We start from the raw sequence: 26,231 nt of genomic DNA, 5'->3' as shown, positions 1-26,231 counted from the left end.
GCCTCCGACAGCGCCGGCGCCGCTTGCAAAGGCGTGCGCACCGCGAGGTCGTACACCGGCGCGGCGAGGATCTTTTTCACGTAGTGCTCAAGCAGGGTTTGCTGATCGTATGTGTAACTCATGAACATCTCCTTGGCAGAATTCACACGGTCCCTGTAGGAGCTGCCGAAGGCTCGGGCCGCGATCGGACGATCTTTTGATTTTGTTTTAGAAAAATCAAAGTCAAAAGATCGTCCGATCGCGGCCCGAGCCTTCGGCAGCTCCTACATGAGCCACATTTCAAAAACCCCGGAGACAGAAAGTAAAAACCCGCCTCTAGGGCGGGTTGGGTGCTGCAGTCGTGAGCTAGCCCGCCAAATGAGGAATGGCGGTAATAATGCTTGGCTGGCAGCGCAATACGGTGGAAGTCATGGGCTGGAAATTAGCCTGCGCGCTACTGGCAAGTCAATGGCCAAGTTCAACCGGCGGCGTTAGTCTGGCAACTCTCTCATCACACCACGGAAGGAATGCATGATGTCGATCGCCCTGCCCCTCACGGCTTTGCTCGCGTTTAGCGGTTACACCGTTTCGGTGATGCTCCAGGCCGAACAGTCATTGATCGACTTCGGTATCAGCCTGATGTCGCGGCCCGATACCGCGCAGGTGGTGATTGATCTGTATCTGCTGGCGACACTCGCCGGGATCTGGATGGTCAAGGATGCGCGGTCGCGCGGGCATTCGGTCTGGTCGGTGGTGCCTTATTTGTTGCTGACGGCGGTTTTCGTGTCGATCGGGCCGTTGTTGTATCTGGTGGTGCGTGGCGTTCGCGAGCGCAACAGGAAGGCAGTGGAACATGAACACCTGAAAACCCTGTAGGAGTGAGCCTGCTCGCGATAGCGGAGTGTCAGCCAAAGATGAAGTGCCTGACACTCCGCTATCGCGAGCAGGCTCACTCCTACACTGGAATGTTGTGGGATTCAGGGCTTTTTTACGGCGACGAACGCGGCGGTTTCGTAAGGCACCGTCACCACATCCCTGCCGCGCAGTTCAGGCTCTGCGGCGATCAACCCACGAATCTGCTCATCGACCTTCGCCCGCTGCGCTTCCGGCAGCGCGGCGATGAAACTGGTGGAGCGCACCCGATTGAAAATCACGTCTTCCGGTGAGCCGGTGTGTCCATGGTGAAACCGCTCGACCTGCAGTGGCGCAAATGCCGGGTGCGGAAACGCTGTGCGCCAGGCCCCGGTGTAGTAGCGCGGCGTGTCCCCTTCCAGCGTGTTGACGATGGCATCCAGTTTCGGCACCCAACTGACTTTGGTGTCACGCAGGTTCCAGATCAACCCCAACTTGCCACCGGGCTTGAGTACTCGAGCGATTTCGGTCAGCGCCTCGGTGCTGGCGAACCAGTGAAACGCTTGCGCGCAGATCACTGCATCGACTGAAGCGTCCGGCAACGGCAGGTCGGTCGCCGTGCCGCCCACGGCCAGTACATCGGGCCAGGCGTCAGAGAGTTTTTCCAGCATCTGCGCCACCGGTTCAACCGCGATCACTTGCGCGCCGGTCGCCACCAGACGGCCGGTGAACTTGCCGGTGCCGGCGCCCAGATCGATCACGGTCTTGTGCCCATCCAGGCCCAGCGTCGCGCTTAACCATTGACTGACCTGTGGCGGATAGTCCGGCCGCCCTTTGACGTAAGTGTCGGCAGCGCTTTTGTAACCGGCAGCGGCCGAATGATGGACGTGATCGGTCATGGCAACTCTCCTTACGGCAAAACATCGGATCGACGGCAGACGCTCCCGAGCATAGCGCTTGAATTTACGCTTACCTTGAACAGTCACTGACAATGCAATGAATAAAAATTCACGCTGTGGTGTTCAAAGTGAAACATAACCTTCTGTGGAGCCTTGCCCATGACTATCCGTTCCGTTATGTTCGCCGCCCCGTTGTTACTGGCCGCCGCGATGTCCAGCCATTTGGCCTTGGCCAACGGTGATGAAGAAGCACCGGTGCAGAAGCCCGAATGCCCGAAAGGCCAGGTCTGGGACAGCAAAACCCAGAAGTGCGTGCTGCAAACCAGTCGCTTGCTGCCGGACGCTGACCGTACCGATTACGCCTATCGCCTCGCCAAGGCCGGTCGCTACGAAGAGGCCCTGGCGCTGCTCGACACGCTGAAGCAACCGAACACTGCCAAGGCCCTCAACTATCGCGGTTACGCCACGCGCAAGCTGGGGCGCACCGACGAAGGCATCGGTTATTACCTGCAATCGGTAAAACTCGACCCGCAGTACGCGCAAGTGCGCGAATACCTCGGCGAGGCCTATGTGATCAAAGGCCGCGTCGACCTGGCGCAGGAACAGTTGCAGCAGATCAAATCGATTTGCGGCATGTCGTGCGAGGAGTACCAGGACCTGGCTGAGGCCATTAACGATTCATCGAAAACCTGAGCACTTTTAAGGGCCGCCATCATCTTCAACGATCAGGCATTCAGAGCAGAACTTGGACAGCATCTAGCGCGACTGTGGCGCTACGGTCTGCTGCTGTCGCGCAATCGGCACGTGGCCGAAGATCTGGTGCAGGCCACCTGTGTGCGAGCGCTGGAGCGCGCCAATCAGTACGTCGCCGGCACGCGCATGGATCGCTGGTTGCTGAGCATTCTGCATTCGATCTGGCTCAATGAAGTGCGCGCTCGGCGCGTGCGTCAGGGTGCGGGTCAGGTCGATGCCGATGGCCAACTGGCATTCGATGGTGAGTATGCGGCGCAGACGCATGTGATGGCCGCGCAAGTGATTCGCCGCGTCGATGCGCTGCCCGAGACCCAGCGCGAAACGGTCTACCTCGCCTATGTCGAAGGCTTGGCCTATCGCGAAGTCGCGGAAATCCTGCAAGTGCCGATTGGCACGGTCATGAGCCGTCTGGCCACCGCCCGCCTGAAACTCGCCGAATACCCGCCGTTGCAGGCGGTGCCGAAACCCACCGAAGGAGACCGCTCATGAACACACCTTCGGATGAGCAACTGGTCGCCTATCTGGATGGCGAACTTGACGGCGACTATCGCCATCAACTCGACAATGCCATTGCCGAAGACTCGTTGCTCAGTCTGCGTGTGCAATGGCTCAGCCGCAGCAATCTGCCCTACAAGAACGCCTATGACGAACTGGCGCAACAGGCGCCGCTCGATCGCCTGCAAGCGCGGCTGGACGCCATTCCGGCGCCGCAGCCTCCTGGCTTCAATCGCCGCTGGTTTATCGGTGGCGCTGCCGCTGCGCTGTTGGCCGGTGGCGTTTTGGCCGACCGGTTATTCCTTGGCTGGCACGCCGCGCAATCGAACAACTGGCGCGCATTGGTGGGCGATTACATGGCGCTGTATGTGCCGCAGACGCTTGATCATCTGCCCACCGATGAAGCCGCCCAACGGGCGCAACTGCGCACGATCGATGCGCGTCTGGGCCTGAACCTTGCACCAGCCACTTTGAAGCTGCCTGATGCCGAATTCAAACGGGCGCAGATGCTTGAGTACGACGGCGTGCCGATTGCGCAGATCGTTTATCTGGATGCGAAACATGGGCCACTGGCGCTGTGTGTCACGCGCTCAAACAGCGGCAGTCAGCCGTTGGCCCATGAACGTCGGCGTGAGATGAACGTGGTGTATTGGACTGAACGGCAGCATTCATGGATGTTGATCGGACACGACGCCCCGGTTGCGCTGGAAGACAAGGCAAAACTGTTAAAAAGTCGCTTAAGTACCGGATAGATCCTGCACTATGCTGAGCGAGTGTTTTTCCAGGGACGACTCCACAATGCCTGATTCATCTCGTTCTGCCTTACTGGTGATCGACGTTCAAAACGACTTCACCCCCGGCGGCCAATTAGCGGTACCGGAAGGTGACCTGATTGTGCCGCTGATCAACCGGCTTGCCCGCCAGTTCACCCAGGTTGTCGTCGCACAGGACTGGCACCCGGCCGGTCACGCCTCATTCGCGTCCAGCCATCCCGGTCACCAGCCCTACGATGTCATTCAGTTGGCTTACGGCGAGCAGACACTCTGGCCCGACCATTGTGTGCAATCGACAGCGGGAGCCGAGTTTCACCGGGAACTTGACCTGCCTCATGCCCAACTGATCATACGCAAGGGCTGTAACCCTGATATCGACAGCTATTCAGCCTTTCTGGAAGCCGATCGCCGCACCACCACGGGGCTGGCCGGTTACCTGAAAGAGCGCGGGATCGATACGGTTTACATGGTGGGGCTGGCACTGGATTTCTGCGTGATGTTTTCGGCGCTGGATGCGCGGACGGCGGGGTTCAATGCCTACGTGGTGCTGGATGCGTGCCGGGCGATCGATCTGAATGGATCACTGGCGGCAGCGATTGAGCGGATGCAAAGTGCCGGGGTCGGGTTGATTCAATCCACAGAGCTGGTCTGAACTACCACTGCCCTCCGTAGGAGTTAGCCTGCTCGCGAAAGCGTCGGGCCAGTCAACGCATACTTGGCTGACAGATCGCCTTCGCCAGCAGGCTCGCTCCCACAGGTATATTTTCAGCGTCATGAAGCTCAGGCGTTAGTGGGCAACCACAACCGGAACCGTGCTCCGCCCAACGGCGAGGACTCCACGGTCAACGTGCCACCCTGCGCTTCCAGCGCGCGGCGACTGATCGCCAGGCCCAGGCCAAAACCGCCAGTGGCGCGATCACGGCTGCGGTCGAGTCGATAGAACGGCTCGAAAATCCGCTCACGCTCGTCATCGGGGATACCGATGCCGTCATCATCGACCCAGATCTCACAGCCCTCGGCATTGACCTGCACGCCTATCTGAATGCGCTTTTCGCAATAGCGCATGGCGTTGCGCAGCAGATTCTGGATCGCCCGTGCAGTCAGGCGCGGATCGAGGGAAAAGCGTTCCAGTTGACCGTGCAGCAGCACGTCGATGACGATCTCCGGCGACTCCAGCTCATCATCGACACTGCCCAGAATGCTGTCGATGAACTCATCCAGCGACACCTCGACCTGCTCCGGCAGTTGCGCCGGATTCTGCAAGCGGCTGTAGGAAAGCAACTCCAGCACCAGTTCATCCAGCTCACGAATGTGCGCGACCAGTCCCAGCAGGCGCTCGCGACTGGCGGCCGGCAAGTCATCGGACAGGGCCAGGGCCAGGCCGAAATCCAGACGCGTCAACGGTGTGCGCAGTTCATGGGACACGGCGTTGAGCAGGTCACGTTGCTGATTGAGCAGGTTTTCGATATCGCCCGCCATGGTGTCGAAGACGTTGGCGAGGCTGCCGATGTTGGAGCTCGGGGCGATTTTCGTGCGCTCGCTCAAGTGGCCTTTACCGAAGCGTTCGGCGGTGCCCTTGAGGCGTTCCAGATCACGCCAGTGCGGGCGCAGCCACATCAACAGGCAGGCCAGCAACGTAGCGCCGATCAGCACGTTGATGCTCCAGTACAACAGATCGACGTCCATCGGATCCGGCGGCACGACCATTTGCACGGCAGTGGTGTCATCCAGCGGCGTCACCGCCAGCGTGCGCCAGCCCCAATCGCCAATGCGCACAACGTTTTCACCGCGACGCAGACGTTCCTGCTCGATGGCGGTGAACGTGGCATCGTCGATCCGCGCGAGGACGATATGCAGCGGCTGGAAATCCTTGTCCATCGACGCCGCCAGCGCCGGCCATTGCGCTTGCGGCACGGCGTGAAACTGACGGGTGATCAGCGACTGCAATCCGCGCGAGTAGTCGAGGTTGTAAGTGACGAAGCGATCGCGGAACGCCATGACCACCAGATCCGGCACCAGATAGATCGCCGCGCTGTAGGAAACGATCGTCACCAGATACAGGCGAAACAGGATGCGAAACATCAGTTCAGCATTCCCACTCAGAACGGCTGAACAGATAACCCTTGCCCCACACGGTCTTGATCTTGCGCGCCTCGCCCGCGTGGTCGTCGAACTTGCGGCGCAGCTTGGAAATGGCCACGTCCACCGAGCGGTCGGTGCCGTTGAATTCGATACCGCGCAGGCGTTGCAGGATCTGGTCGCGGCTCAACACTTCGCCGGCATGGCGAGCCAGCACTACCAGCAAGTTGTATTCGCCGCTGGACAACTCCACCGGTTGATCGCGCCAGGTGACGGTGCGCTCGGACAGGTCGATGCACAGATTGCCCATGAGAATGCGGTCATTGGCGGTCAGCGGTTCGCCGAGGCTGCTACGGCGCAACAAGGTGCGCACCCGAGCCAGCAACACGCGCGGCTCGCAGGGTTTGGTGACGTAATCGTCGGCGCCCATTTCCAGACCCAAGACTTGATCGTGGCTGTCGTCGCGCGCCGTCAGCATCAGAATCGGCAGCGTCGCCGAATCAGCGCGCAGCAAACGGCAGACTTGCAAGCCATCAAGGCCCGGCAGCATGAGGTCGAGGATCACCAGATCCGGTGGATTGACCCGTGCCCGCTCACGCACGTGGTCGCCACGGCCGATCACGCTGACGGAATATCCGTTGCGCTCCAGGTAGCTGGAAATCAGTTCGGCGAGGGCGGTGTCGTCTTCGACCAGGAGGATGTTGGGCATGGGTGATCCAGAAAGTGCTGTGGCGAACGATGAGGCACATTCGCGAGCAGGCTCGCTCCCACACTTGGAATGCGATCCCTTGTGGGAGCGAGCCTGCTCGCGAAAGCTATCTATCTGTCGCAATAAATTTCAAGACCTGAAGGATATACGCCCTCGCCCATTCCTGAGCAAAACCCTTACACAATTTCACACAGCGCCTACAAACCTTCACCGCTAATCTCGGCGTCTGCCCGTAGGATGCGGACATCAATATTGGGGGTTGTACATGTCGAAGAAACTGCTGGCCGGACTCGGCCTGATCGCGATGGCGCTGACACTGAGCGCCTGTGATTCATCCTCGAAGGCAGAGGATCAGGCGCCACCGGCCACCGTGCGCATCGAGACGATCGAAGCGCATCCCCTGACGCTCAGCAGCGAACTCAGCGGCCGCATCGCCGCGCCACGCATCGCCGAAGTACGCGCACGGGTGGCCGGTGTGGTCTTGCAGCGCACCTTCCGCGAAGGCAGCGACGTGAAAAAGGGCGATGTGCTGTTTCGCATCGATCCTGCACCATTCAAGGCTGACCTCGACAGCGCTGAAGCAGCGTTGCGCAAGGCAGAAGCCAATGCCTTTCAAGCGAAACTGCAGGAGCAGCGCTACGCCCAGTTGATCGACGACAAAGCCATCAGCGCTCAGGACTACGACAACGCCCGCGCCAATGCCCGGCAAACCGCCGCTGACGTTGCGGCCAACAAGGCTGCCGTCGAACGCGCAAAACTGAACCTCGGTTACGCCACCGTCACCGCACCGATTTCCGGTCGCGTCGGCCGTGCGCTGGTCACCGAAGGTGCACTGGTCGGGCAGAACGAAACCACACCGTTGGCACTGATTCAGCAGCTCAACCCGATTCACGCCGACCTCACCCAATCGACCCGTGAACTCAACGAATTGCGCCGTGCGTTCCGCTCCGGGCAGTTGCAGGAAGTCGGCCAGGATCAGGTCAAAGCCACGCTGATTCAGGATGACGGCAGCCTGTATCCGCTGCCGGGCAAATTATTGTTCAGCGACATCACCGTCGACCCGGGCACCGGCCAGATCATCCTGCGCAGCGAGTTCCCCAACCCGGATCTGGATTTGCTGCCGGGCAGCTTCATCCGCGTGCGTCTGGAACAGGCAACCATCCAGAACGGCATCACCGTACCGCAGCGTGCTGTGCAGCGTGACAGCGCCGGTATCGCCCAAGTGCTCACCGTCGATGACCAGATGCGTGTCGCGCAGCAACCGGTGCAACTGGGCGCGGTGCAAAACAATCGCTGGATTGTCACCGGCGGCCTCAAGCCCGGCGATCGCATCGTCATCGAAGGCCTGCAACACGCCCGCCCCGGCGAAATCGTGCAGATCGACGACACCCCTCTTCCACTTGCCCAGACCTCTGGTCAGTAAGCAGGACGCTTTTCTATGCCGCAGTTCTTTATCGACCGCCCGGTGTTTGCCTGGGTCGTCGCGTTGTTCATCCTGTTGGCCGGTGCGCTGGCCATCCCCCAATTGCCGGTGGCGCAATACCCCGACGTCGCCCCGCCGCAGATCGAAATTTACGCCGTGTACCCCGGCGCCTCGGCGCAGACTGTCGATGAAAGCGTGGTCAGCCTGATTGAAGAAGAGCTCAATGGCGCCGATCACTTGCTGTACTTCGAATCGCAAAGCAGCCTCGGCAGCGCGACGATCAAAGCCACCTTTCAGCCGGGCACCAACCCGGAACTGGCGCAGGTTGATGTGCAAAACCGCCTCAAAGTGGTCGAGTCGCGCCTGCCGCAAGCGGTCAACCAGCAGGGTTTGCAGGTCGAAAAAGTTTCGTCCGGTTTCCTGCTCCTGATCACCCTGACCTCCAGCGACGGCAAACTCGATGACGTAGCGCTCAGTGATTATCTGGCGCGCAACGTGATGAACGAGATCAAGCGTCTGGACGGTGTCGGCAAGGCACAGTTGTACGGCGCCGAGCGCGCCATGCGCATCTGGATCGATCCGCAAAAGCTGATCGCCTTCAACCTGACGCCGGCCGATGTCAATGAAGCCATCGTCGCGCAGAACGCCCAGGTCTCGGCGGGCAGCATCGGTGATCTGCCGTCGCCGTCTACCCAGGAAATCACCGCGACGATTCTGGTCAAGGGCCAGTTGTCGACACCGGAAGAGTTCGCCGACATCGTGCTCAAGGCCAATCCGGATGGCTCCACGGTGCGCATCGGTGACGTGGCACGGGTCGAGATCGGCAGTCAGGAATACCAGTTCGGCACCCGCCTTAATGGCAAGCCGTCCACCGCCGTCGGCGTGCAACTGTCGCCGGGCGCCAACGCGCTGAGCACTGCAACACTGGTGCGGGCGAAGATGGATGAGCTGTCGCGCTACTTCCCGGCGGGCGTCGAATACAAGATCCCGTACGACACCTCACCGTTCGTCAAAGTCTCGATCACCAAAGTGGTTTACACCTTGGGCGAAGCGATGCTGCTGGTATTCGCGGTGATGTTCCTGTTCCTGCAGAACGTGCGTTACACGCTGATTCCGACGCTGGTGGTACCGGTGGCGCTGATGGGCACGTTCGCGACCATGCTCGCGCTGGGTTTCTCGATCAACGTTTTGACGATGTTCGGCATGGTCCTGGCCATTGGCATTTTGGTGGATGACGCCATCGTGGTGGTGGAGAACGTCGAGCGGATCATGGCCACCGAAGGCCTGTCGCCCAAGGAAGCCACCCGCAAAGCCATGACACAGATTACCGGCGCGATCATCGGCATCACCCTGGTGCTGGTCGCGGTGTTTATCCCGATGGCGTTCATGCAGGGCTCGGTCGGGGTGATTTACCAACAGTTCTCGCTGTCGATGGCGACGTCGATTCTGTTCTCGGCGTTCCTCGCCCTGACCCTGACCCCGGCATTGTGCGCGACGCTGCTCAAACCGATTGCCAAGGGCGAGCATCATGAAAAGTCCGGATTCTTCGGCTGGTTCAACCGCCGCTTCGAGCACCTGACCGATCGCTATCAGGGCTGGGTCGGCTATGCGCTGAAACGCAGCGGCCGTTACCTGCTGATCTACGTTGTGTTGCTGGTTGGGCTGGGCCTGTGCTTCGCGCGTCTGCCCTCCTCGTTCCTGCCGGTGGAAGATCAGGGTTACACCATCACGGATATTCAACTGCCGCCCGGCGCCACCAAGAATCGTACGGTGGCCGTGGCTGAACAGCTTGAGGCGCATAACGCCAGCGAGCCGGGGATCAGTGACACGGTGGTGATTCTCGGTTTCAGCTTCTCCGGTAGCGGCCAGAACGCGGCTTTGGCGTTCTCGACACTAAAGGACTGGTCGCAGCGCAGCAGTGATGACGCCGCCAGCTCGATTGCCGATCGCGCCAATATCGCGCTGAGTGAAATCAAGGACGCCATGGCGTTCTCGGTGCTGCCACCGCCCGTGGATGGCCTCGGCACGTCGAGCGGTTTCGAGTTCCGTCTGCAGGATCGCGGTGGCCTCGGCCATGCGACCTTGATGCAGGCACGCACTGAATTGCTGGCTGCCGCCGAAAAAAGTCCGGTACTGATGAACGTGCGCGAAAGCGCGCTGGCCGAAGCGCCGCAGGTGCAGTTGGTGGTTGATCGTAAGCAGGCCAATGCCCTCGGCGTCTCGTTCGCCGATATCGGCAATGTGCTGTCCACTGCCGTCGGTTCCAGCTATATCAATGACTTCCCCAATCAGGGGCGCATGCAGCGTGTTGTCGTGCAAGCCGAAGGCGATCAACGCAGCCAGGTGACCGATCTGCTGAAAATGCATGTGCGCAACAATGCCGGGCACATGGTGCCGCTGTCGGCGTTCGTCCAGGCCAACTGGATTCAGGGCCCGGCGCAGTTGACCCGTTACAACGGCTATCCGGCGATTGCGATTTCCGGCGAACCATCACCGGGGCACAGTACCGGTGAGGCCATGGCGGAAATCGAACGTCTGGTTGCGCAGGGGCCGAAAGGCCTGGGCCAGGAATGGACCGGGTTGTCGTTGCAGGAACGCTTGTCTGGCAATCAGGCGCCGATTCTGCTCGGTCTGTCGTTGCTGGTGGTGTTCCTGTGTCTGGCGGCGCTGTACGAGAGCTGCTCGATTCCGACCTCGGTGTTGCTGGTGGTGCCACTGGGTGTGCTCGGCGCAGTGTTGGCCGTGACGTTGCGCGGCATGCCCAACGACGTGTTCTTCAAGGTTGGTCTGATTACCATCATCGGACTGTCGGCGAAGAACGCGATCCTGATCATCGAGTTCGCCAAGAGTTTGTATGACGAAGGTCACGATCTGATCGATGCGACGTTGCAGGCCGCGCGTTTGCGCCTACGCCCCATCGTGATGACTTCGCTGGCGTTCATTCTCGGTGTGGTGCCGCTCGCGATTGCCACTGGCGCCAGCTCGGCGAGTCAGCAAGCGATCGGCACCGGCGTGATTGGCGGGATGATTACCGCGACACTGGCGGTGATCTTCGTGCCCGTCTTCTTCGTCGTGGTCATGAAGCTCGTACAACGATTCACCAAACCCCACTGATCCAAACTGTAGGAGCTGCCGAAGGCTGCGATCTTTTGACTTTGTTTTTAGAAGATCAAAAGATCGCAGCCTTCGGCAGCTCCTACAAAAGCAGGGTTGCGTACGCTATGGTGCAGGGACAGTTCACCAACGTGAGTCCCCATGCGCTTCCTCGCCCGCACCCACCCTCGCCTGTCCGCCGCCGCCCTGTTCGGCCTCGCCACCGGCTTGTTGGCCCCCGCCGATTCCATCGTCAGCAAAATCCTCATCGGCTGGAATGCCGGTGTCTGGACCTACCTGATTCTGATGTTCTGGCTGACCGTGCGCGCCAAGGCCCCGGACGTCAAACGCATTGCTGAAGTCGAAGACGAAAACGCCGGGCTGGTGCTGTTCGTAGTGTGCATCGCCGCGCTGGCCAGCCTGGCCACCATCACCTTCGAACTGGCCGGCAGCAAAGACCTGGAAACCACGCTCAAGCTCCTGCATTACGGTTTCACCGCGCTGACGGTGATCGGCTCGTGGCTGCTGATCGGGGTGATTTTCTGTGTGCATTACGCGAGGTTGTATTACACCTGGGATGGCAAGGAGCCGGCGCTGCGCTTTGCCGAAGGGCTGACCACACCCAACTATTGGGACTTCTTGTACTTCTCGTTCACCATCGGTGTGGCAGTGCAGACTGCCGATGTCGGGGTGGCAACGCGGGATATCCGCAAAATTGTGCTGGCGCAGTCGTTGATAGGGTTTGTTTTCAACACAGCGATACTGGGGTTTTCGATCAATATCGCCGCAGGACTGTTTGGCTGAACAAGCTCCGAACAAAAAATGCCCTGACACTGTCAGGGCATTTTCAATTCACCGGTAACCGATCAGAAGAAGTAGCTGACTCGCAAGCTACCGCTCCAGTCCTGGCTCACAGTTGTCCCTTTGCTGCCACCCACCTGGGCGGAAACCTGCCATGTACGTTGCGCCGGTGTCCACTTCAGACCTGCGCCATACTCCACAGAGCGGCTCGCACGATCGTCATCGAAGCTGTCGTCGTTGATCTTGACCTCGTTGGTTTTGACAAACTCGTGATTGAATGCGGTCGATAGACTGGGCTCCAGCAAACTGCCGTTATCCAGCGTGATGACACGCCCGCCGCGAACACCCACTTTGCCCTGAACAGAACGCATGGTATCGGCTTTGACTTGCAGGCCGTTGTCGAGCCTGTATTCATCGCTTTGCGCAACGCCCGTCGAAATCTGTACCTGCGGCTCGACAAAATACTCATCCTTGAGACGAATATGTTTGCCGATTGCTGCAGAACCACTTAATCCCAGAGACTTGTAGTCACCCTTCGTGCGGGTGCCATCGCTCATCGTCACTTTGGCTTTGTTATCGAACTGATTGATTTTGGCCATGAGATTGACGAATACACCGCTGTCGACATCAAACGTGCTGCCGTAAACACCTGCGTTCACGCTGTCGACAATGGCGCTGGAGCCGTATTTCAGATCAATGTCAGTTCGACTCGTGCCGACAAATCCACCCAGTACCCATGCGCGCCCGCCAATATCGACGATTGTATCGGCGCCACCGGTAATACCGGTCTGGTTCTGGGTGTAACCGTCGCCATACGCGTTGTCGACGTTGTACTGGTTACCGTAAGTGCGAACCCAAACGCTGTTGCTCAGTTTCACCGAGCTGTCATCCATCGCACGCAACGAGGCTTCAGGGCGGAGACTGAGACTGCGGTCACCCAACTGATCACTGAGCATGGCGGCCTCGGCATTCAGGACACTGCGAGCACTGCCCGCCAGGGCCAGCGCGGTGTTACTCGAAGTACTCACGGTTTCCTTGTCCGGGTTCAAGTACAGGCCCTGACCTTCTTTGGCCAACCGATACACGAACGTGCCCGCGTCCACAGTTTCACGTCCTCCCAGCGTAAAACTCGCGTCGCCCGCGGCAATATTGCCGACCTTCACGGCTTCTGCCGTGACAGGCGTTGTGCCGGTAGCAGCGATTTGCAATTGATGCTGCCCAGTGGCGTTGCCGGTGACATTCAGGAAGTCCGTATTGCCGTTGCCCAGATCCGTGCCCATCACAAACGTACCGCGACCGGAAAGATCGCCGACATGCAGTTGCTGGAACTGCTCGTTCGTGCCCATTTGCACGACACCGTTGTTCATGCCCAGTTGCTGCACGGTGCTGTCGCCGGTCATGACCCATCGCGCAGCATTGTTGATGGTCAGGTTGCTCGAGTTGGTGATCTGGCCGGTGAGTTCCGAACCATTGTCCAGCAATACACTCCCGTGGGCATCGCTGGTGACGTTACCGGTCAGCGTGCTGGAGTTATTCAACGAAAGGCTCGCGACATTGTTGATGTTACCGATGATGCTTGAACCATTGTCGACGCTGACGGTGGCCGCCGTTCCCGCGACGCCTTCAACGTCGCCGTTCAAGGTACTGCCACTGTCGAACCTGGACTGGGTGACATTCTGCAGATTGCCGTTCAGCGTGGCTGCATTTTGCATGATGAGTGAAACCGTACTGCCGCTCTCGGCAATCACGTCGCCGGTCAGGGAACTGCCATCGACGTTGAAGTTGGCGGTGGAACGATTGATCGCTTTCAACACTGAGCCATTGCCGCCTAACAGTTCGGAACTGCCGCTGACATTGATGTTGGCGACAGTCCCGGCGCTGCCGGAGGAACCCAATACGATGGCCGATCCAGTCCCGCCGGTCACACGGGTGTTATTGAGCGTCACGGTGCTGGCCTTGACGCCGACCGTGTCGGTCACGATTTGCAGGCCGTCCTGTGCGCCGGTAATCGTGCTGCCCGTCGCGGAAAGAGTTGCACCACCCAGTTGCACACCATAACTGGTGGCCCGGGTGCCGACGACAGTGGAGTCTGTAAGGTTGAGCACGGCAAAACCGACCGCTTGTGCACCGCCTATCGCGCCGGTGATGACACTGTTGCCAGTAACGGTGACAGAGGATGATGCCGGTGTGGAGACATTACGTCCCAGCAAAAGCCCGAAACTGTTAGTGCTGGTGATAGTCGACTTGTCGATCCTTGCTTTGCTGTCAATGAGTTGGATAGCTCCCCGGCCCGACGCACTATTGACCGTAGCGCCGGACATATTCAACGAAGAGGTGTTTGCATCGATACGCTGGCTCTGACCACCGTTGAAAATGACATTAGCACTTTGTGAACGGATGGTCAGCGCCGTCGAGTTATCGATGGTCAGTGTTCCCCCTTGGGACACCCCCCAGGCTTCTGGCGCCGGTGGATTGGTGACTACTTCACTCTCGCCTGGCAACAGGATTCGACTGTAAGCCTGGGGTGCAGCGATCAATGTCGCCGCCGCCATCATCAGTCTGATGGTGTTCGGGGATTTGGAGCGAAAAGAAATGGACATGGGGTACTTCCTCAAATCTGCACTATTACAACCGCTGTGTTTTCGGCAGTGATGCAAGCGCCCACCTAAAAAACGTCCGACAGACTAATGAGAAAAATGAATGTTTTATGTAGGAATAGTCGTTTAATGCACAGCGATTTATCCCTCCAGAGCGAAGGCATAATCAAATTTCCCTTAATAGGAATAACAATCGCGAGAGAGACAATCGCCCCTCTCGCGATTAAAAAACAACGCTATTGATCGCTGCCCTAGACTGGCGCTATTGTCAGATCGCAGTACTGGAAGCTGTTACTGATAGTATCCAATGGTTTAATGATCGGCGTTGATGCTTGCTGACCACCTTGGGCTTCATACCAGTATTTACCCCATACAGCTTGACCTAGTCGCTTAGGCTGAGCGGCCTTGAAGTGTGCAGCGGTACCCACGCCAGCAACGTCAGGCACGGCGGCCCCCTGAATGGTATAAGTCGCCGAGGCGGCCGTATTGGCAATCAACGCAGTACCCGTCGCATTCGAGTGCGCTTCAAAATGTGCCGTGATAACCGTGCCCGGCGGTAACAGCGAGTCTTTTCTAATCTGCAGTCCCAGAACATAACCACTCGTGGGACTGGTCATCGCATAACACTCGATATAGTCGCGAAGATCAGGCCTACGGATTCTGATAGTAGGTTCCGGCAGGACAACCGGAATCCGATTGACGACTACTGTTTGCGACAAGGATTTGTTAACGTTATGACCGACTCCGGTCTTCTCGATAGTGTAACGAGCTGTATCGCTTGGCGGTGTCAACTTGGCCATGTCACCTGCCGGAATCACAACCTCAAACTCTGCGACAGAGACAAGCGGACTAAATGTCTCAAAAGGTGTAGTGGAACTCCCCAAGTAACACTTGACGGTATGCCCCGGTTCAATATCCGGATCTGTAAGACCATTCGTTACTGTGAAAGTACCTGGCTTGTCGCGATCAGTAGCTGCGATAACGTTATCAACTTTGGAAACCCCCCGCACAACCGGCAGTTGCAGATCCGGATTGTTCAGATCGGGAGGATTTGGCGGTGTCACACCCGCAATATCGAATGCCAACGTAATGGTTGCAGAAGGTGAAATAGCGTTCGGAATACCGGTCCGCTCTATTTCACAGTGGATCGTGGCTTCCACGGGCTCGTCGGCACCGTCAAATATCTTAGCAATATCTGCGTAGACAAGATCAAAGCTCAAATTGGCATTAGCCCATGGCTGTTTGGCAGTCTCGAAATAATTGGTGACATCATCGGATCTTGTAACTACTACAAAGACATTATCCCCGGTCTCCGCGTGTGTAATAAAGGCGTTTTCGACGATAGCCGCAATACCGCCATCAAAGTTTTCCCAATAGAGCGCTTGGCTGTAATTTGGATCCGTTTCTGGCACCAACGGGGCTTTTGCTACCGATGGTGCTTGTGGCAATGCCAATGTCAGAATGGGAGTAGAAACTGACTCCTCGCCCAGATTACCCAGCCAGTCATCCCAGCGATAAGTCAGATTAACGCGTCCATTCGTGAATTGAAGCAACTCGCTGCTAGGAATGGCGAACGTACCACCAGCAGGAACTTGTCCATTATAGACTTCAACTCTCGGTGAACCTTGCGTAGCGGAGTTCAACCAGACGGTCAGGTTGTCGTCAAGACGACGCCCGAAATAAGCAACATTCACCGTGAAATTCATATTCGCATTAGCAGTTATCCAGGCCCGGTCAATAGTGCGCAGCGGAAGCGGGGTGCCATTGACAAAAACCGGAACTGGCGTCGGCCTGATTTTTTTGGGAGGGTTTTTTGTATTGACCGGTGCGAGCTGATCTACCGTAAATTCCAGAGTATTGGAGCCTTCACTGTTACCGCCCCCTCCTTTAAAAAGCTCAATCATGAGTTCCCAGACAGTCGGACCGGGTGAGGTAGCCTTTTCAGCGAAAAAACCGGTATCCAACGGCAGTGGGATGGTGCCAACCGGCCGACCAGCAACCGGACCAAGTTCGATGGTCTCTGGGTAATCAGTCCAGGTCGACTCTCCTTTTTCACGGTACTTAACATCAATATTGTCGTTTTCCAATTCATCCGGTGTACGAGTGAAATTGATGGCCAAAGTCCCAGAATCCATTACAGCTTTTGCGATAAAACCACCCGCCAGTGTATCAACTGCAATATCCGCAAAAATCCCAGCATCTGATGAAATACCAGTAGAAGCTGGCCGTTGTTTTTTAGGTACAAATTTAATTCCCATCATCGTCTCTCCTTGCGAGGTCAGGCCAAAAGGGCCAGGGTTACCAGGTGTTACTCGATCGATTTTCACCAATCCTTTTTCTGATTCAGCAATGATTCTGCCGTCGCGGTACAATTGACAGACGAAAATTGCGGAATCATTGCCAATCAACGAACTGATATGATTTTGAAACGGCACTACATAATTGAAGCCGTTTTTTATATCTGTAGCAGAAAGTGTTTTATCCCAGCGACCATAAACTTCTGCCACCTCCGGACCACTTCCGTTAAGACTCCGATATCCCCTCCATACAATCCACGCGACATCTAATGGCCGAGCAATATTATCCAGAGGGCGAATTCGCAGAGTGCCACCATCTGTCAATGGCGGGTTCGTATTGTTATTCCAATATCCCCAGATTGTTGCGTTCACCGGCAAGGGTTCCGGAAAGCTCAAAAGAGCTGTGTGATCGATCGTCAGTTTGCGCGGTGGTGACTGATCCGGATTACCGCCACCTCTCTTCCAAAACATGTAATAAACATCCGCAACACCGTCAGTTGCCATTTGCTCCGGCGTCAGGGGCACATAAATAAAAGGATCAATAACCCCCACAGGATAGGTCTGGTCAAAAATTTCTGTTTCTATTGAGTTCTGAACCCAAAACACAATCAATTGGTCATTGGGTCCGGTGTCATCCGGGCGCGGAATAACGATACGAGTGCCCTTTAACAAAATGTCTCTGGGGATATATCCGTCCAGATCATTGTTATCAATACCCTCGACTGAGAGTGGTGCGGCAAATACACCTTTCGAGGGACTATTTCTGGAAATACCATCTGAACTCATGATTTCCATCCACCACACCAATTTAAGTTCCGCTTGTAAAAACGATCGCTGATCCGTTGAGCGAATTAGGCGCTTCCCCCCATCATTCGCCAACTGTCAGATCTGACAGGTGTCGCTACCGTTTGTCGGAAACGGCGGTCTACCTTTTCACTACCAACCAGGTCTTCACTTGACGCAACCAAAGAAATTGGTGTCTCCTGAAACCGGTTTCAGACAATAAGAAGACTCAACCGTGAATGACTTCTCCACCGCCCAACGCAGCCGCGTGACCATGCTCGACGTCGCCGAACGCGCCGGGGTCTCCAAGGCCAGCGTCTCGCGCTTTATCGGCGATGATCGCGCCCTGCTCTCCGATGCCATTGCCCTGCGCATCGAGCAGGCCATCAGCGAACTCGGCTACCGCCCCAACCAGATGGCCCGAGGCCTGAAACGCGGGCGCACACGCCTGATCGGCATGCTGGTCGCCGATATCCGTAACCCTTATTCGATTGCCGTGATGCACGGGGTGGAAACCGCCTGCCGTGCGCACGGCTACAGCCTGGTGGTGTGCAACACCGATCGCGATGACGAGCAGGAACGCCAGCACCTGGCGCTGTTGCGCTCGTACAACATCGAAGGGCTGATCGTGAACACCCTGGGCCATCACCGTGACGAGTTACACGAGTTGCGCGGCGAGATGCCGATGGTGCTGGTGGATCGCAAGGTCGACGGGCTCGACAGCGACATGGTCGGACTGAACAACCCGCAAGCGGTGGAGATGGCGCTGGCGCATCTGGAGCAGCGCGGTTATCGGGATCTGGTGTTGGTGACTGAACCCTATGACGGCACCAGTTCGCGGATCGAGCGGGTCAGCAGTTTTCAGGCGCAGATTGCTCAGCGCTCGGTCCTGGCCGGCACAGTGCTGGAAACCGGCGACGATCTGGACACTCAGCTTCAAACTTTTTTAAACACCCCCGGTAACGGCCCGAAAGCGCTGTTTTGCGCCAATGGCGTGGCGGCGTTGGCGGCCACGTCGGCATTGCGAGTATTGGGTGTTCGGTTGTTCGAGGATGTCGGGCTGATTGCCCTGGATGATCTGGATTGGTATCCGTTGGTGGGCAGCGGAATTACTGCGCTGGCCCAGCCGACGCAGGAGATTGGCGCGCGGGCGTTTGACTGTTTGCTCAAGCGCTTGCGCGGGGATGACGAGGAGGCGCGGGTGATGGATTTTGCGCCGGTGCTGGTGGAGCGTGGATCGACCCGTGAGGTTGGTGGTGTTTGATCTGACGCCTTCGCGAGCAGGCTCGCTCCCACAGGTGACCGCGTTCCAAATGTGGGAGCGACGGTGCGACGATTCGACCTGCTCGCGAAGGCGCCCGAAAGGACAGCACAGAACCACCTGATTTTTTTTGAACAAAAATGAAACCGGTTTCAGAGGTCAATAACAATGAATAAACCCGCCGTTTCCATCAGTCTGTCCAGCTACGGCGCCGAACTTGTGCGCCAGCGCGGGCAGGATGCTTTCATCGATGTTCTGGCTGCGGCCGGGGCGAATCGCATTGAGTGGCGCGAGGAATTGCTAACGCGCGAAGACCCAACGCAACTGGCTCAGGCCACCCTGGCGCAGGGCCTGCAAAGCATCTATTCCTCCCCCTCCGAACTGTGGCTCGCCGGTCAGGCGCAGCCCAATCCCGAGTTGATCACCGCCCTGCAACAGGCCGAAGCGTTCGGCTCGAAATGGCTGAAAGTCTCCCTCGGCTACTTCACCGACACCAATGATCTGCAAGCCTTGGCCGAACGCTTGAAGCACACGCCAGTGCAGTTGCTGGTGGAGAACGACCAGACCCTGCACGGTGGACGCATCGAACCGTTTCAGCGCTTCTTCGCGGCCGTCGAGCAGCACAACCTGCCGATCAAGATGACCTTCGACATCGGCAACTGGCAATGGCAGGACCAGTCCGCTGCCAGCGCCGCCCGCCTGCTTGGCCGGCATGTCGGCTATGTGCACTGCAAAGCCGTGGCCCGGCGCGCCGACGGCAAACTGGTCGCGGTGCCGCCGGCCGCCAGTGACCTGCACCTGTGGGAACAACTGCTGCGGCACATGGCCCAAGGCGTTATGCGCGCCGCCGAATACCCATTGCAGGGCGATGACTTGGTGCAACTGACCACCGAGCACGTCGCCGCCCTCGCCCGCCTCGGCCAATCGCGTCTGGAGGCAGCTCATGTCTGAGATCGATATTCTCTCGTTCGGTGAAACCATGGCGATGCTGGTCGCCGAGCAGACCGGTGATCTCGCGGCGGTCGAGCACTTTCACAAGCGCATTGCCGGGGCCGACAGTAACGTAGCGATCGGGCTGTCGCGCCTGGGTTTCAACGTCGCGTGGCTGAGCCGGGTCGGCAACGATTCGCTCGGGCGCTTTGTGGTCGAGACCTTGATTAAGGAAGGTCTGGATTGCAGTCACGTCGATGTCGATAAACAGCACCCGACCGGGTTCCAGTTCAAATCCCGCAACGACGATGGCAGCGACCCGCAGGTCGAGTATTTCCGGCGCGGTTCGGCGGCCAGTCATTTGTCGCCGCAGTCGATCACTGCCAGCCTGTTGGGCGCCCGCCATCTGCATGCGACAGGCATCCCGCCGGCGCTCTCGGCCTCGGCGCGCGAGATGTCCTTTGAACTGATGACACGCATGCGCAATGCCGGGCGCAGCGTGTCGTTCGACCCCAATCTGCGCCCGAGCCTGTGGGCCAGCGAGCGCGAGATGATCAGCGAGATCAACCGCTTAGCCGCCCTCGCCCATTGGGTGTTGCCGGGGTTGAGCGAAGGTCGTTTGCTCACCGGTTTCGAAGACCCGGCGGACATTGCCGCGTTTTATCTCGATCAGGGCGCCGAAGCGGTAGCGATCAAACTCGGGCCGGAGGGCGCTTATTACCGAACGCATCTAGCGTCAGGATTTGTCGCCGGTGTGCCGGTCGCCAATGTCGTCGACACGGTCGGTGCCGGTGACGGCTTTGCAGTGGGGATGATCAGTGCCCTGCTGGAGCATCAGGGTTTTGCCGAGGCGGTGCAGCGCGCGAACTGGATTGGCAGTCGGGCGGTGCAGAGTCGCGGGGATATGGAGGGATTGCCGACCCGGGCAGAACTCCTCACTGAATTCGAAGGCGCCGATCGCGAGCAGGCTCACTCCTACAAGGGAACGCATTTCAAATGTAGGAGTGAGCCTGCTCGCGATGGGGCCGTCACAGACAACTGATCAATTGAACCTGCTGCGACAAAAACAACAAGCTCAGGAGCAAGACCCATGAAAACCGTAACCCTCGCCACCCGCCGCTGGTGGTACATCATGCCCATCGTCTTCATCACCTACAGCCTGGCGTATCTGGATCGCGCCAACTACGGCTTCGCCGCCGCATCGGGCATGGCCGAAGACCTGATGATCACCCCCGGCCTGTCGTCGCTGCTCGGTGCGCTGTTCTTCCTTGGTTACTTTTTCTTCCAGGTGCCGGGTGCGATCTACGCGCAAAAACACAGCGTGAAGAAGCTGATTTTCGTCAGCCTGATTCTCTGGGGCGGCCTCGCCACGTTGACCGGCGTGGTCTCCAATGCCTACTGGCTGATCGTCATCCGCTTCATGCTCGGTGTGGTGGAGGCGGCGGTAATGCCGGCGATGCTGGTGTATCTGTGCCATTGGTTTACCCGCGCGGAACGCTCGCGGGCCAACACGTTCCTGATCCTCGGCAACCCGGTGACGATGCTGTGGATGTCGGTGGTTTCGGGATATCTGGTGCAGCATTTCAGCTGGCGCTGGATGTTCATCATCGAGGGTCTGCCGGCGGTGCTCTGGGCGTTTATCTGGTGGCGTCTGGCCGATGATCGTCCGGCGCAGGCCAAGTGGCTCAACGAGCAGGAAAAGCAGGATCTGGAAAACGCACTGGCGGCCGAACAGGTCGGTATCAAAGCAGTGAAGAACTACGCCGAGGCATTCCGCTCGCCGAAGGTGATCATTCTCGCGTTGCAGTTTTTCTGCTGGAGCATCGGCGTTTACGGCTTTGTGCTGTGGCTGCCGTCGATCCTCAAGGCCGGCGCGCAAATGGACATGATCGAGGCCGGCTGGCTGTCGGCGCTGCCGTATCTGGCGGCGGTGATTGGCATGCTTTTGGTGTCGTGGGGTTCGGACAAGTTGCAGAAGCGCAAACGCTTTGTCTGGCCGCCGCTGCTGATCGCGTCGATCGCGTTCTACGGCTCCTACGCACTGGGTGCCGAACACTTCTGGTGGTCGTACACGCTGCTGGTGATTGCCGGCGCCTGCATGTATGCGCCTTACGGGCCGTTCTTTGCCATCGTCCCGGAGATTCTCCCGGCCAACGTCGCCGGCGGCGCCATGGCGCTGATCAACAGCATGGGCGCGCTCGGTTCGTTCGGCGGCTCGTATCTGGTCGGTTACCTGAACAGCTCCACCGGCTCGCCCGGTGCTTCGTACCTGCTGATGAGCGGCGCATTGCTGCTGTCGGTGGTGCTGACGATTTTTCTCAAGCCCGGCGCCAGTGATCGCGTCGTCGCCAAAGCCGTCGCCACGCGTGCCGTGCCGGCGCATTCCTGAAGAGACTTTTGCCATGAAAAAACAGGTCGTGTTGTACAAGAAACTTTCGCCCGCGCTGATGGCGCGTTTGCAAGAACAGTGCGAGGTGACGCTGATCAACAGCCTCGACGCCGACGGCCTCATGCAACTGCGCGATGCCCTGCCCCACGCCCACGGTTTGCTCGGCGCCAGCTTGAAACTCGACGCGGCGTTGCTTGATCTGGCGCCACAACTCGAAGCGATTGCCAGCGTTTCGGTGGGCGTCGATAACTACGACATCGATTACCTGAGCCGGCGCAGGATTTTGCTGAGCAACACCCCGGACGTTCTCACCGAAACCACCGCTGACACCGGTTTCGCCCTGATCCTCGCCGCCGCCCGGCGCGTGGTCGAACTGGCGAACATGGTGCGCAGCGGCCAATGGAGCCGCAACATCGGCCCGGCGCACTTCGGCACCGATGTGCATGGCAAGACGTTGGGCATTATCGGCATGGGCCGCATCGGCGAAGCGTTGGCGCAGCGTGGACATTTCGGTTTCGGCATGCCGGTGATCTATCACAGCCAGTCGCGCAAGCCGGCGGTCGAGGCGCGATTCGATGCGCAATACCGCAGCCTCGAAGACCTGCTCAAACAGGCCGATTTCGTTTGCCTGACCTTGCCGCTGACGGCGCAGACCGAAGGTTTGATTGGCGCCGAGCAGTTTGCGCTGATGCGCCCGGAGAGCATCTTCATCAACATCTCGCGGGGCAAGGTGGTGGATGAGGCGGCGATGATCGAGGCGCTGCGTCATCAACGGATTCGTGCGGCGGGGCTGGATGTGTTTGAGCGTGAGCCGCTGAATCATGATTCGCCGTTGTTGCAGCTGAACAATGTGGTGGCGACGCCGCATATGGGCTCGGCGACGCATGAGACGCGCGAGGCGATGGCGCGGTGTGCGGTGGAGAATCTGTTGGCCGCGCTGAAGGGAGATAAGCCGGCGAATCTGGTGAATCCATTGGCTTGGCAGGATTGAATTAATCGGTGCCTGTAATGCCGCCTTCGCGAGCAGGCTCGCTCCCACAGGGGAATGCATTTCAACTGTGGGAGTGAGCCTGCTCGCGATGAGGCCGGAACAGGCAACCCAAATCCATCAGGCACTACGCGCCTGCAGAAGCTGCGCCGCACAAAGCGCAATCCGCGCACAGGCATCCGCCAGCTTCACCCGGTCCAGCACCAAACCAATGCGGATATGCCCCGCCGCACTTGGCCCGAATGCCTCACCCGCCAGCACCGACACGCCATAACCCTCCAGCAACTGCTCGGCAAATGCCTGGGCATCCAGCCCCGTTTGGCGCACATCGACCATCACGAACATGCCGCCATCAGGCCGAATCGGGTACAGCCCCGGGCAACCGTGCAAACGCTCGCAGACCAGATCCCGACGCAGGCGATATTCCTCACGCATCTGCGTCACTTCCGGCAAATCGGTTTCCAACGCAATCTGCGCGGCCTTCTGCACAAAATCCGGCAGCCCGAAGAGCATGCTCAGCGATAAATTGACTAAATGCTCGGCCAACGATTTCGGCCCGATCATCCAGCCAATGCGCCATCCGGTCATGGCGTGGGATTTCGACAGGCTGTTGATCGTCGCCGTGCGTTCGGCCATGCCCGGCAAACTGGCCGGGCTGACGTGCTGACCTTCATACAGCAGTTCGCTGTAGACCTCGTCGCTGATCAGCCACAAGTCATGGCGGATGCACAGTGCCGCCAGTTCCTGCCAGATCAGCAATGACAGGCTCGCGCCGCTGGGGTTGTTCGGACTGTTGAGCAGCATGGCGCGGGTTTTCGGCGTGATGCGCGCGGCGACGTCGAGCGGGTCGACGCGGAAACCGTTTTCCGGACGTACCGGCACCGGCACCACCGTCGCGCCGCATGCGCCAAACACGCCTTCGTAGGTGACGTACATCGGTTCGGCGACGATCACTTCATCGCCGGGATCGAGCAGACATTGCGCCACCGAATACACCGCGCATTGCGCGCCGGGCATGATGATGACGTGGTCGGCATCGACTGATTGCCCGCTACGCCGACGATGGCGTTCGGCAATCAGCGTGCGCAGCGCCAAACGGCCACGCACTTCGGAGTAATGGGTATCGCCAGCGAGCAAGCTGTCGATCGCGCCGTGGACAATCGGCAAAGGTGTATCGAAATCCGGGTCGCCAACGCTCAGCAGCAAGATATCGACACCCTCGGCGCGCAACTCCAGCGCTCGGTCATGAATCTGCCAGGCCGCTGCTCCCTCCCCGGCGATTCGTTGGGTCAAGGCTGAATAGCGCATGTACGTCTCCTGATTGCGCGGTTTCCAGCCTTCACCGTATCTCAAATCACGAAACGCGCCACCATGGCATTCAAATCCACCGCCAGACGCGACAGTTCGTGGGTCGCGGCGCTGGTCTGGTTGGCCCCGGCGGCCGATTGCGTGGCCAGATCGCGGATGTTGACCAGGTTGCGGTCGACCTCGCGCGAGACTTGCGCCTGTTCTTCCGAGGCGCTGGCGATCACCAGGTTGCGTTCGTTGATCTGATGGATCGACTGGGTGATCTGCTCCAGCGCTACCCCGGCCGCGCGGGCCATTTCCAGGGTGGTCTGGGTGCGCTGGTTGCTTTGCTGCATCGACGACACCGCTTCGCCGGTGCCGTTCTGGATGCCGGCGACCATTTTTTCGATTTCCTGGGTCGACTGCGCCGTGCGATGGGCCAGTGCCCGCACTTCGTCCGCCACCACGGCAAAACCCCGCCCGGCCTCACCGGCACGTGCGGCTTCGATTGCGGCGTTGAGCGCCAGCAGGTTGGTCTGTTCGGCGATGGCACGGATCACGTCGAGCACTTTGCCGATGTCTCGACCCTGCGCGGCGAGGCCTTCGATCATCTGCGCGGTGTTCTGCACGTCGTGGGTCATGGTCTGGATCGCGTCGACGGTTTTCACCACTTGATCGCGACCTTCGCGGGCGGCGTGGGTCGACTGGTTCGAGGCTTCGGAGGTCGACACGGCGTTGCGCGCGACTTCTTCGACCGCGGCGGTCATCTCGTTGACGGCAGTGGCGGCTTGCTCGATTTCATTGTTCTGCTGCTGCAGGCCCCGGGAGGCTTCTTCGGTTACCGCGCTGAGTTCTTCGGCAGCAGCGCCCAGTTGCGTGGCGGAGCCGGCGATCTGTTCAATGGTTTTGCGCAGGTTGGTCTGCATGGAGGCGAGCGCCTGCAGCAACTGCGTCGCTTCGTCCTTGCCGTCGACTTCGATGGTTTTGCTCAAGTTGCCGTCGGCGATGGTTTGCGCGGCCAGTACAGCACGGTTCAGCGGGGTGACGATGCTGCGGGTCAGCAGCCAGGCCAGTAGCACGGTGGCCAGCGCTGCAATCACGGCAACGATGATGATCCCGGTCACAGCGCTGTCGTAGTGTTCACCAGCCTTGGTAGCTGCCGTTTTCGCATCGGCCGTGTTGATTGCAATCAGCTTGTTGAGCTGCTCGCCCATCTGGTCAGTGCCATCCTTGATCCGTGTGTTGATCAGGAGGCGCATCTCGTCGAGTTTGTCCTGACGCGACAGCTCAATCATCTGGCTCTGCGCTTGCAGGTAGTTGTCCAGGGTGGTTGAGAAGGTCTGGTAGATTTCACGTTCTTCAGGGCCTGCCGGCAGCGCGGCATAGCTGGCCTGAGCCTTGCGCGCCTTGTCGACCAGCACGGCAATGCGCGTCTGCGCCTCTTGCAGGCTGGCCGGCTCACGATTGACCAGTACACGGAACGACAGGATGCGCATGCGCAGGACGTTTTCCGTTACCGCACTGAGGTGAGTGACGCTGGGCAATTGCGTCGAGTCCATGTCGATCGAAGCCTGACGGATGAGCGACATGCGGTTGACGGCGAACACGCCGAGCACGATCACCAGCAAGGCGATAAAGGCAAAACCGAGGAAGGCACGGGGCGCGATATTCAGGTTACGCAGGGACATAGTTGAGCTCTCGAAAGATAGAAACTACGAGCGTCCATGCGTCATCACTGGCCCGTGGGGGGCGGGCTCAGTCCGGCGTCACTGTTGTCAGGAAGTTTGGTGCGCGCCTGTTAGCTGTATCGGCCAGGCTTTAGGAAGATTGCGGGGCAAGAGCA

Annotated in this window: 20 protein-coding genes and 1 pseudogene; 13 read left to right on the top strand and 8 right to left on the bottom strand. The window is 58.9% G+C overall.

Features of this window, described 5'->3' with window-relative positions; all coding sequences use genetic code 11:
• Positions 1–122 (bottom strand): annotated as a pseudogene (locus tag BK670_RS29830) (threonine ammonia-lyase, biosynthetic); the annotation flags it as partial.
• Between the two features lie 388 nt (positions 123–510).
• Here BK670_RS29830 and BK670_RS07040 point away from each other — a divergent pair.
• On the top strand, positions 511–855 hold the full coding sequence (locus BK670_RS07040; RefSeq protein WP_123449178.1) for a DUF2834 domain-containing protein: 345 nt from the start codon (positions 511–513) through the stop codon (positions 853–855).
• 101 nt (positions 856–956) lie between these two features.
• Here the strand turns inward: BK670_RS07040 and BK670_RS07030 are convergent, their stop codons facing one another.
• Positions 957–1,730 carry a class I SAM-dependent methyltransferase gene (locus BK670_RS07030; protein WP_123449177.1) on the bottom strand — a complete coding sequence of 258 codons (774 nt, stop codon included), beginning with the start codon at positions 1,728–1,730 and terminating at the stop codon, positions 957–959.
• A gap of 159 nt (positions 1,731–1,889) precedes the next feature.
• Here BK670_RS07030 and BK670_RS07025 point away from each other — a divergent pair, with 159 nt between their 5' ends.
• From BK670_RS07025 to pncA, 4 genes are all read left to right on the top strand, one after another.
• On the top strand, positions 1,890–2,423 hold the full coding sequence (locus BK670_RS07025) for a tetratricopeptide repeat protein (RefSeq protein ID WP_123449176.1): 534 nt from the start codon (positions 1,890–1,892) through the stop codon (positions 2,421–2,423).
• 72 nt (positions 2,424–2,495) lie between these two features.
• Positions 2,496–2,972 carry a sigma-70 family RNA polymerase sigma factor gene (locus BK670_RS07020; protein ID WP_404942470.1) on the top strand — a complete coding sequence of 159 codons (477 nt, stop codon included), beginning with the start codon at positions 2,496–2,498 and terminating at the stop codon, positions 2,970–2,972.
• On the top strand, positions 2,969–3,730 hold the full coding sequence (locus BK670_RS07015; protein WP_123449174.1) for an anti-sigma factor family protein: 762 nt from the start codon (positions 2,969–2,971) through the stop codon (positions 3,728–3,730). The genes BK670_RS07020 and BK670_RS07015 overlap by 4 nt, the downstream gene beginning before the upstream one ends.
• A 46-nt stretch (positions 3,731–3,776) precedes the next feature.
• Positions 3,777–4,403 (top strand): bifunctional nicotinamidase/pyrazinamidase, encoded by a 627-nt coding sequence (gene pncA, locus BK670_RS07010; protein ID WP_123449173.1) that lies wholly within the window; start codon positions 3,777–3,779, stop codon positions 4,401–4,403.
• Positions 4,404–4,531: 128 nt separating this feature from the next.
• On the opposite strand, the gene BK670_RS07005 is transcribed toward pncA, so the two are convergent.
• Positions 4,532–5,833 (bottom strand): ATP-binding protein, encoded by a 1,302-nt coding sequence (locus BK670_RS07005; RefSeq protein ID WP_123449172.1) that lies wholly within the window; start codon positions 5,831–5,833, stop codon positions 4,532–4,534.
• A gap of 4 nt (positions 5,834–5,837) precedes the next feature.
• Positions 5,838–6,539 (bottom strand): response regulator, encoded by a 702-nt coding sequence (locus tag BK670_RS07000; protein WP_007912171.1) that lies wholly within the window; start codon positions 6,537–6,539, stop codon positions 5,838–5,840.
• Positions 6,540–6,804: 265 nt separating this feature from the next.
• Here BK670_RS07000 and BK670_RS06995 point away from each other — a divergent pair, with 265 nt between their 5' ends.
• From BK670_RS06995 to BK670_RS06985, 3 genes are all read left to right on the top strand, one after another.
• Positions 6,805–7,962: an efflux RND transporter periplasmic adaptor subunit gene (locus BK670_RS06995; RefSeq protein WP_123449171.1), complete on the top strand. Its 1,158-nt coding sequence runs from the start codon at positions 6,805–6,807 to the stop codon at positions 7,960–7,962.
• A 15-nt stretch (positions 7,963–7,977) separates the two neighbouring features.
• Positions 7,978–11,076 carry an efflux RND transporter permease subunit gene (locus BK670_RS06990; RefSeq protein ID WP_123449170.1) on the top strand — a complete coding sequence of 1,033 codons (3,099 nt, stop codon included), beginning with the start codon at positions 7,978–7,980 and terminating at the stop codon, positions 11,074–11,076.
• A 141-nt stretch (positions 11,077–11,217) separates the two neighbouring features.
• Positions 11,218–11,859 carry a DUF1345 domain-containing protein gene (locus BK670_RS06985; RefSeq protein WP_123449169.1) on the top strand — a complete coding sequence of 214 codons (642 nt, stop codon included), beginning with the start codon at positions 11,218–11,220 and terminating at the stop codon, positions 11,857–11,859.
• Positions 11,860–11,921: 62 nt separating this feature from the next.
• On the opposite strand, the gene BK670_RS06980 is transcribed toward BK670_RS06985, so the two are convergent.
• Positions 11,922–14,411: an autotransporter outer membrane beta-barrel domain-containing protein gene (locus tag BK670_RS06980; RefSeq protein ID WP_404942469.1), complete on the bottom strand. Its 2,490-nt coding sequence runs from the start codon at positions 14,409–14,411 to the stop codon at positions 11,922–11,924.
• A 293-nt stretch (positions 14,412–14,704) separates the two neighbouring features.
• The gene (locus BK670_RS06975) at positions 14,705–17,545 is read right to left on the bottom strand and encodes a hypothetical protein (protein ID WP_185036732.1); all 2,841 of its coding nucleotides are present in this window, start codon (positions 17,543–17,545) and stop codon (positions 14,705–14,707) included.
• Positions 17,546–17,768: 223 nt separating this feature from the next.
• Here BK670_RS06975 and BK670_RS06970 point away from each other — a divergent pair, with 223 nt between their 5' ends.
• The 5 genes from BK670_RS06970 (at position 17,769) to BK670_RS06950 (ending at position 23,104) form a co-directional block, all read left to right on the top strand.
• Complete coding sequence (locus BK670_RS06970) at positions 17,769–18,797, top strand: LacI family DNA-binding transcriptional regulator (protein ID WP_123449168.1); 1,029 nt, start codon at positions 17,769–17,771, stop codon at positions 18,795–18,797.
• Between the two features lie 165 nt (positions 18,798–18,962).
• Positions 18,963–19,745 carry a sugar phosphate isomerase/epimerase family protein gene (locus BK670_RS06965; protein ID WP_123449167.1) on the top strand — a complete coding sequence of 261 codons (783 nt, stop codon included), beginning with the start codon at positions 18,963–18,965 and terminating at the stop codon, positions 19,743–19,745.
• The gene (locus BK670_RS06960; protein ID WP_123449166.1) at positions 19,738–20,766 is read left to right on the top strand and encodes a sugar kinase; all 1,029 of its coding nucleotides are present in this window, start codon (positions 19,738–19,740) and stop codon (positions 20,764–20,766) included. Before BK670_RS06965 ends, BK670_RS06960 begins: the two co-directional genes overlap by 8 nt.
• A gap of 48 nt (positions 20,767–20,814) precedes the next feature.
• A complete protein-coding gene (locus BK670_RS06955) occupies positions 20,815–22,113 on the top strand; it encodes an MFS transporter (RefSeq protein WP_123449165.1) in 1,299 nt (432 codons plus the stop codon).
• Between the two features lie 13 nt (positions 22,114–22,126).
• Positions 22,127–23,104 carry a 2-hydroxyacid dehydrogenase gene (locus BK670_RS06950; RefSeq protein WP_123449164.1) on the top strand — a complete coding sequence of 326 codons (978 nt, stop codon included), beginning with the start codon at positions 22,127–22,129 and terminating at the stop codon, positions 23,102–23,104.
• Positions 23,105–23,221: 117 nt separating this feature from the next.
• Here the strand turns inward: BK670_RS06950 and BK670_RS06945 are convergent, their stop codons facing one another.
• Positions 23,222–24,409 (bottom strand): pyridoxal phosphate-dependent aminotransferase, encoded by a 1,188-nt coding sequence (locus BK670_RS06945; protein WP_123449163.1) that lies wholly within the window; start codon positions 24,407–24,409, stop codon positions 23,222–23,224.
• A gap of 41 nt (positions 24,410–24,450) precedes the next feature.
• Positions 24,451–26,076 (bottom strand): methyl-accepting chemotaxis protein, encoded by a 1,626-nt coding sequence (locus BK670_RS06940; RefSeq protein ID WP_123449162.1) that lies wholly within the window; start codon positions 26,074–26,076, stop codon positions 24,451–24,453.
• Positions 26,077–26,231 lie beyond the last annotated feature (155 nt).

Origin of the sequence: Pseudomonas fluorescens (assembly GCF_003732425.1) — a bacterium.
GTDB classification, from domain to species: domain Bacteria; phylum Pseudomonadota; class Gammaproteobacteria; order Pseudomonadales; family Pseudomonadaceae; genus Aquipseudomonas; species Aquipseudomonas fluorescens_BE.
Note: the sequence above shows the minus strand (reverse complement) of the source record. Positions and strands in the feature narration are given on the sequence as shown.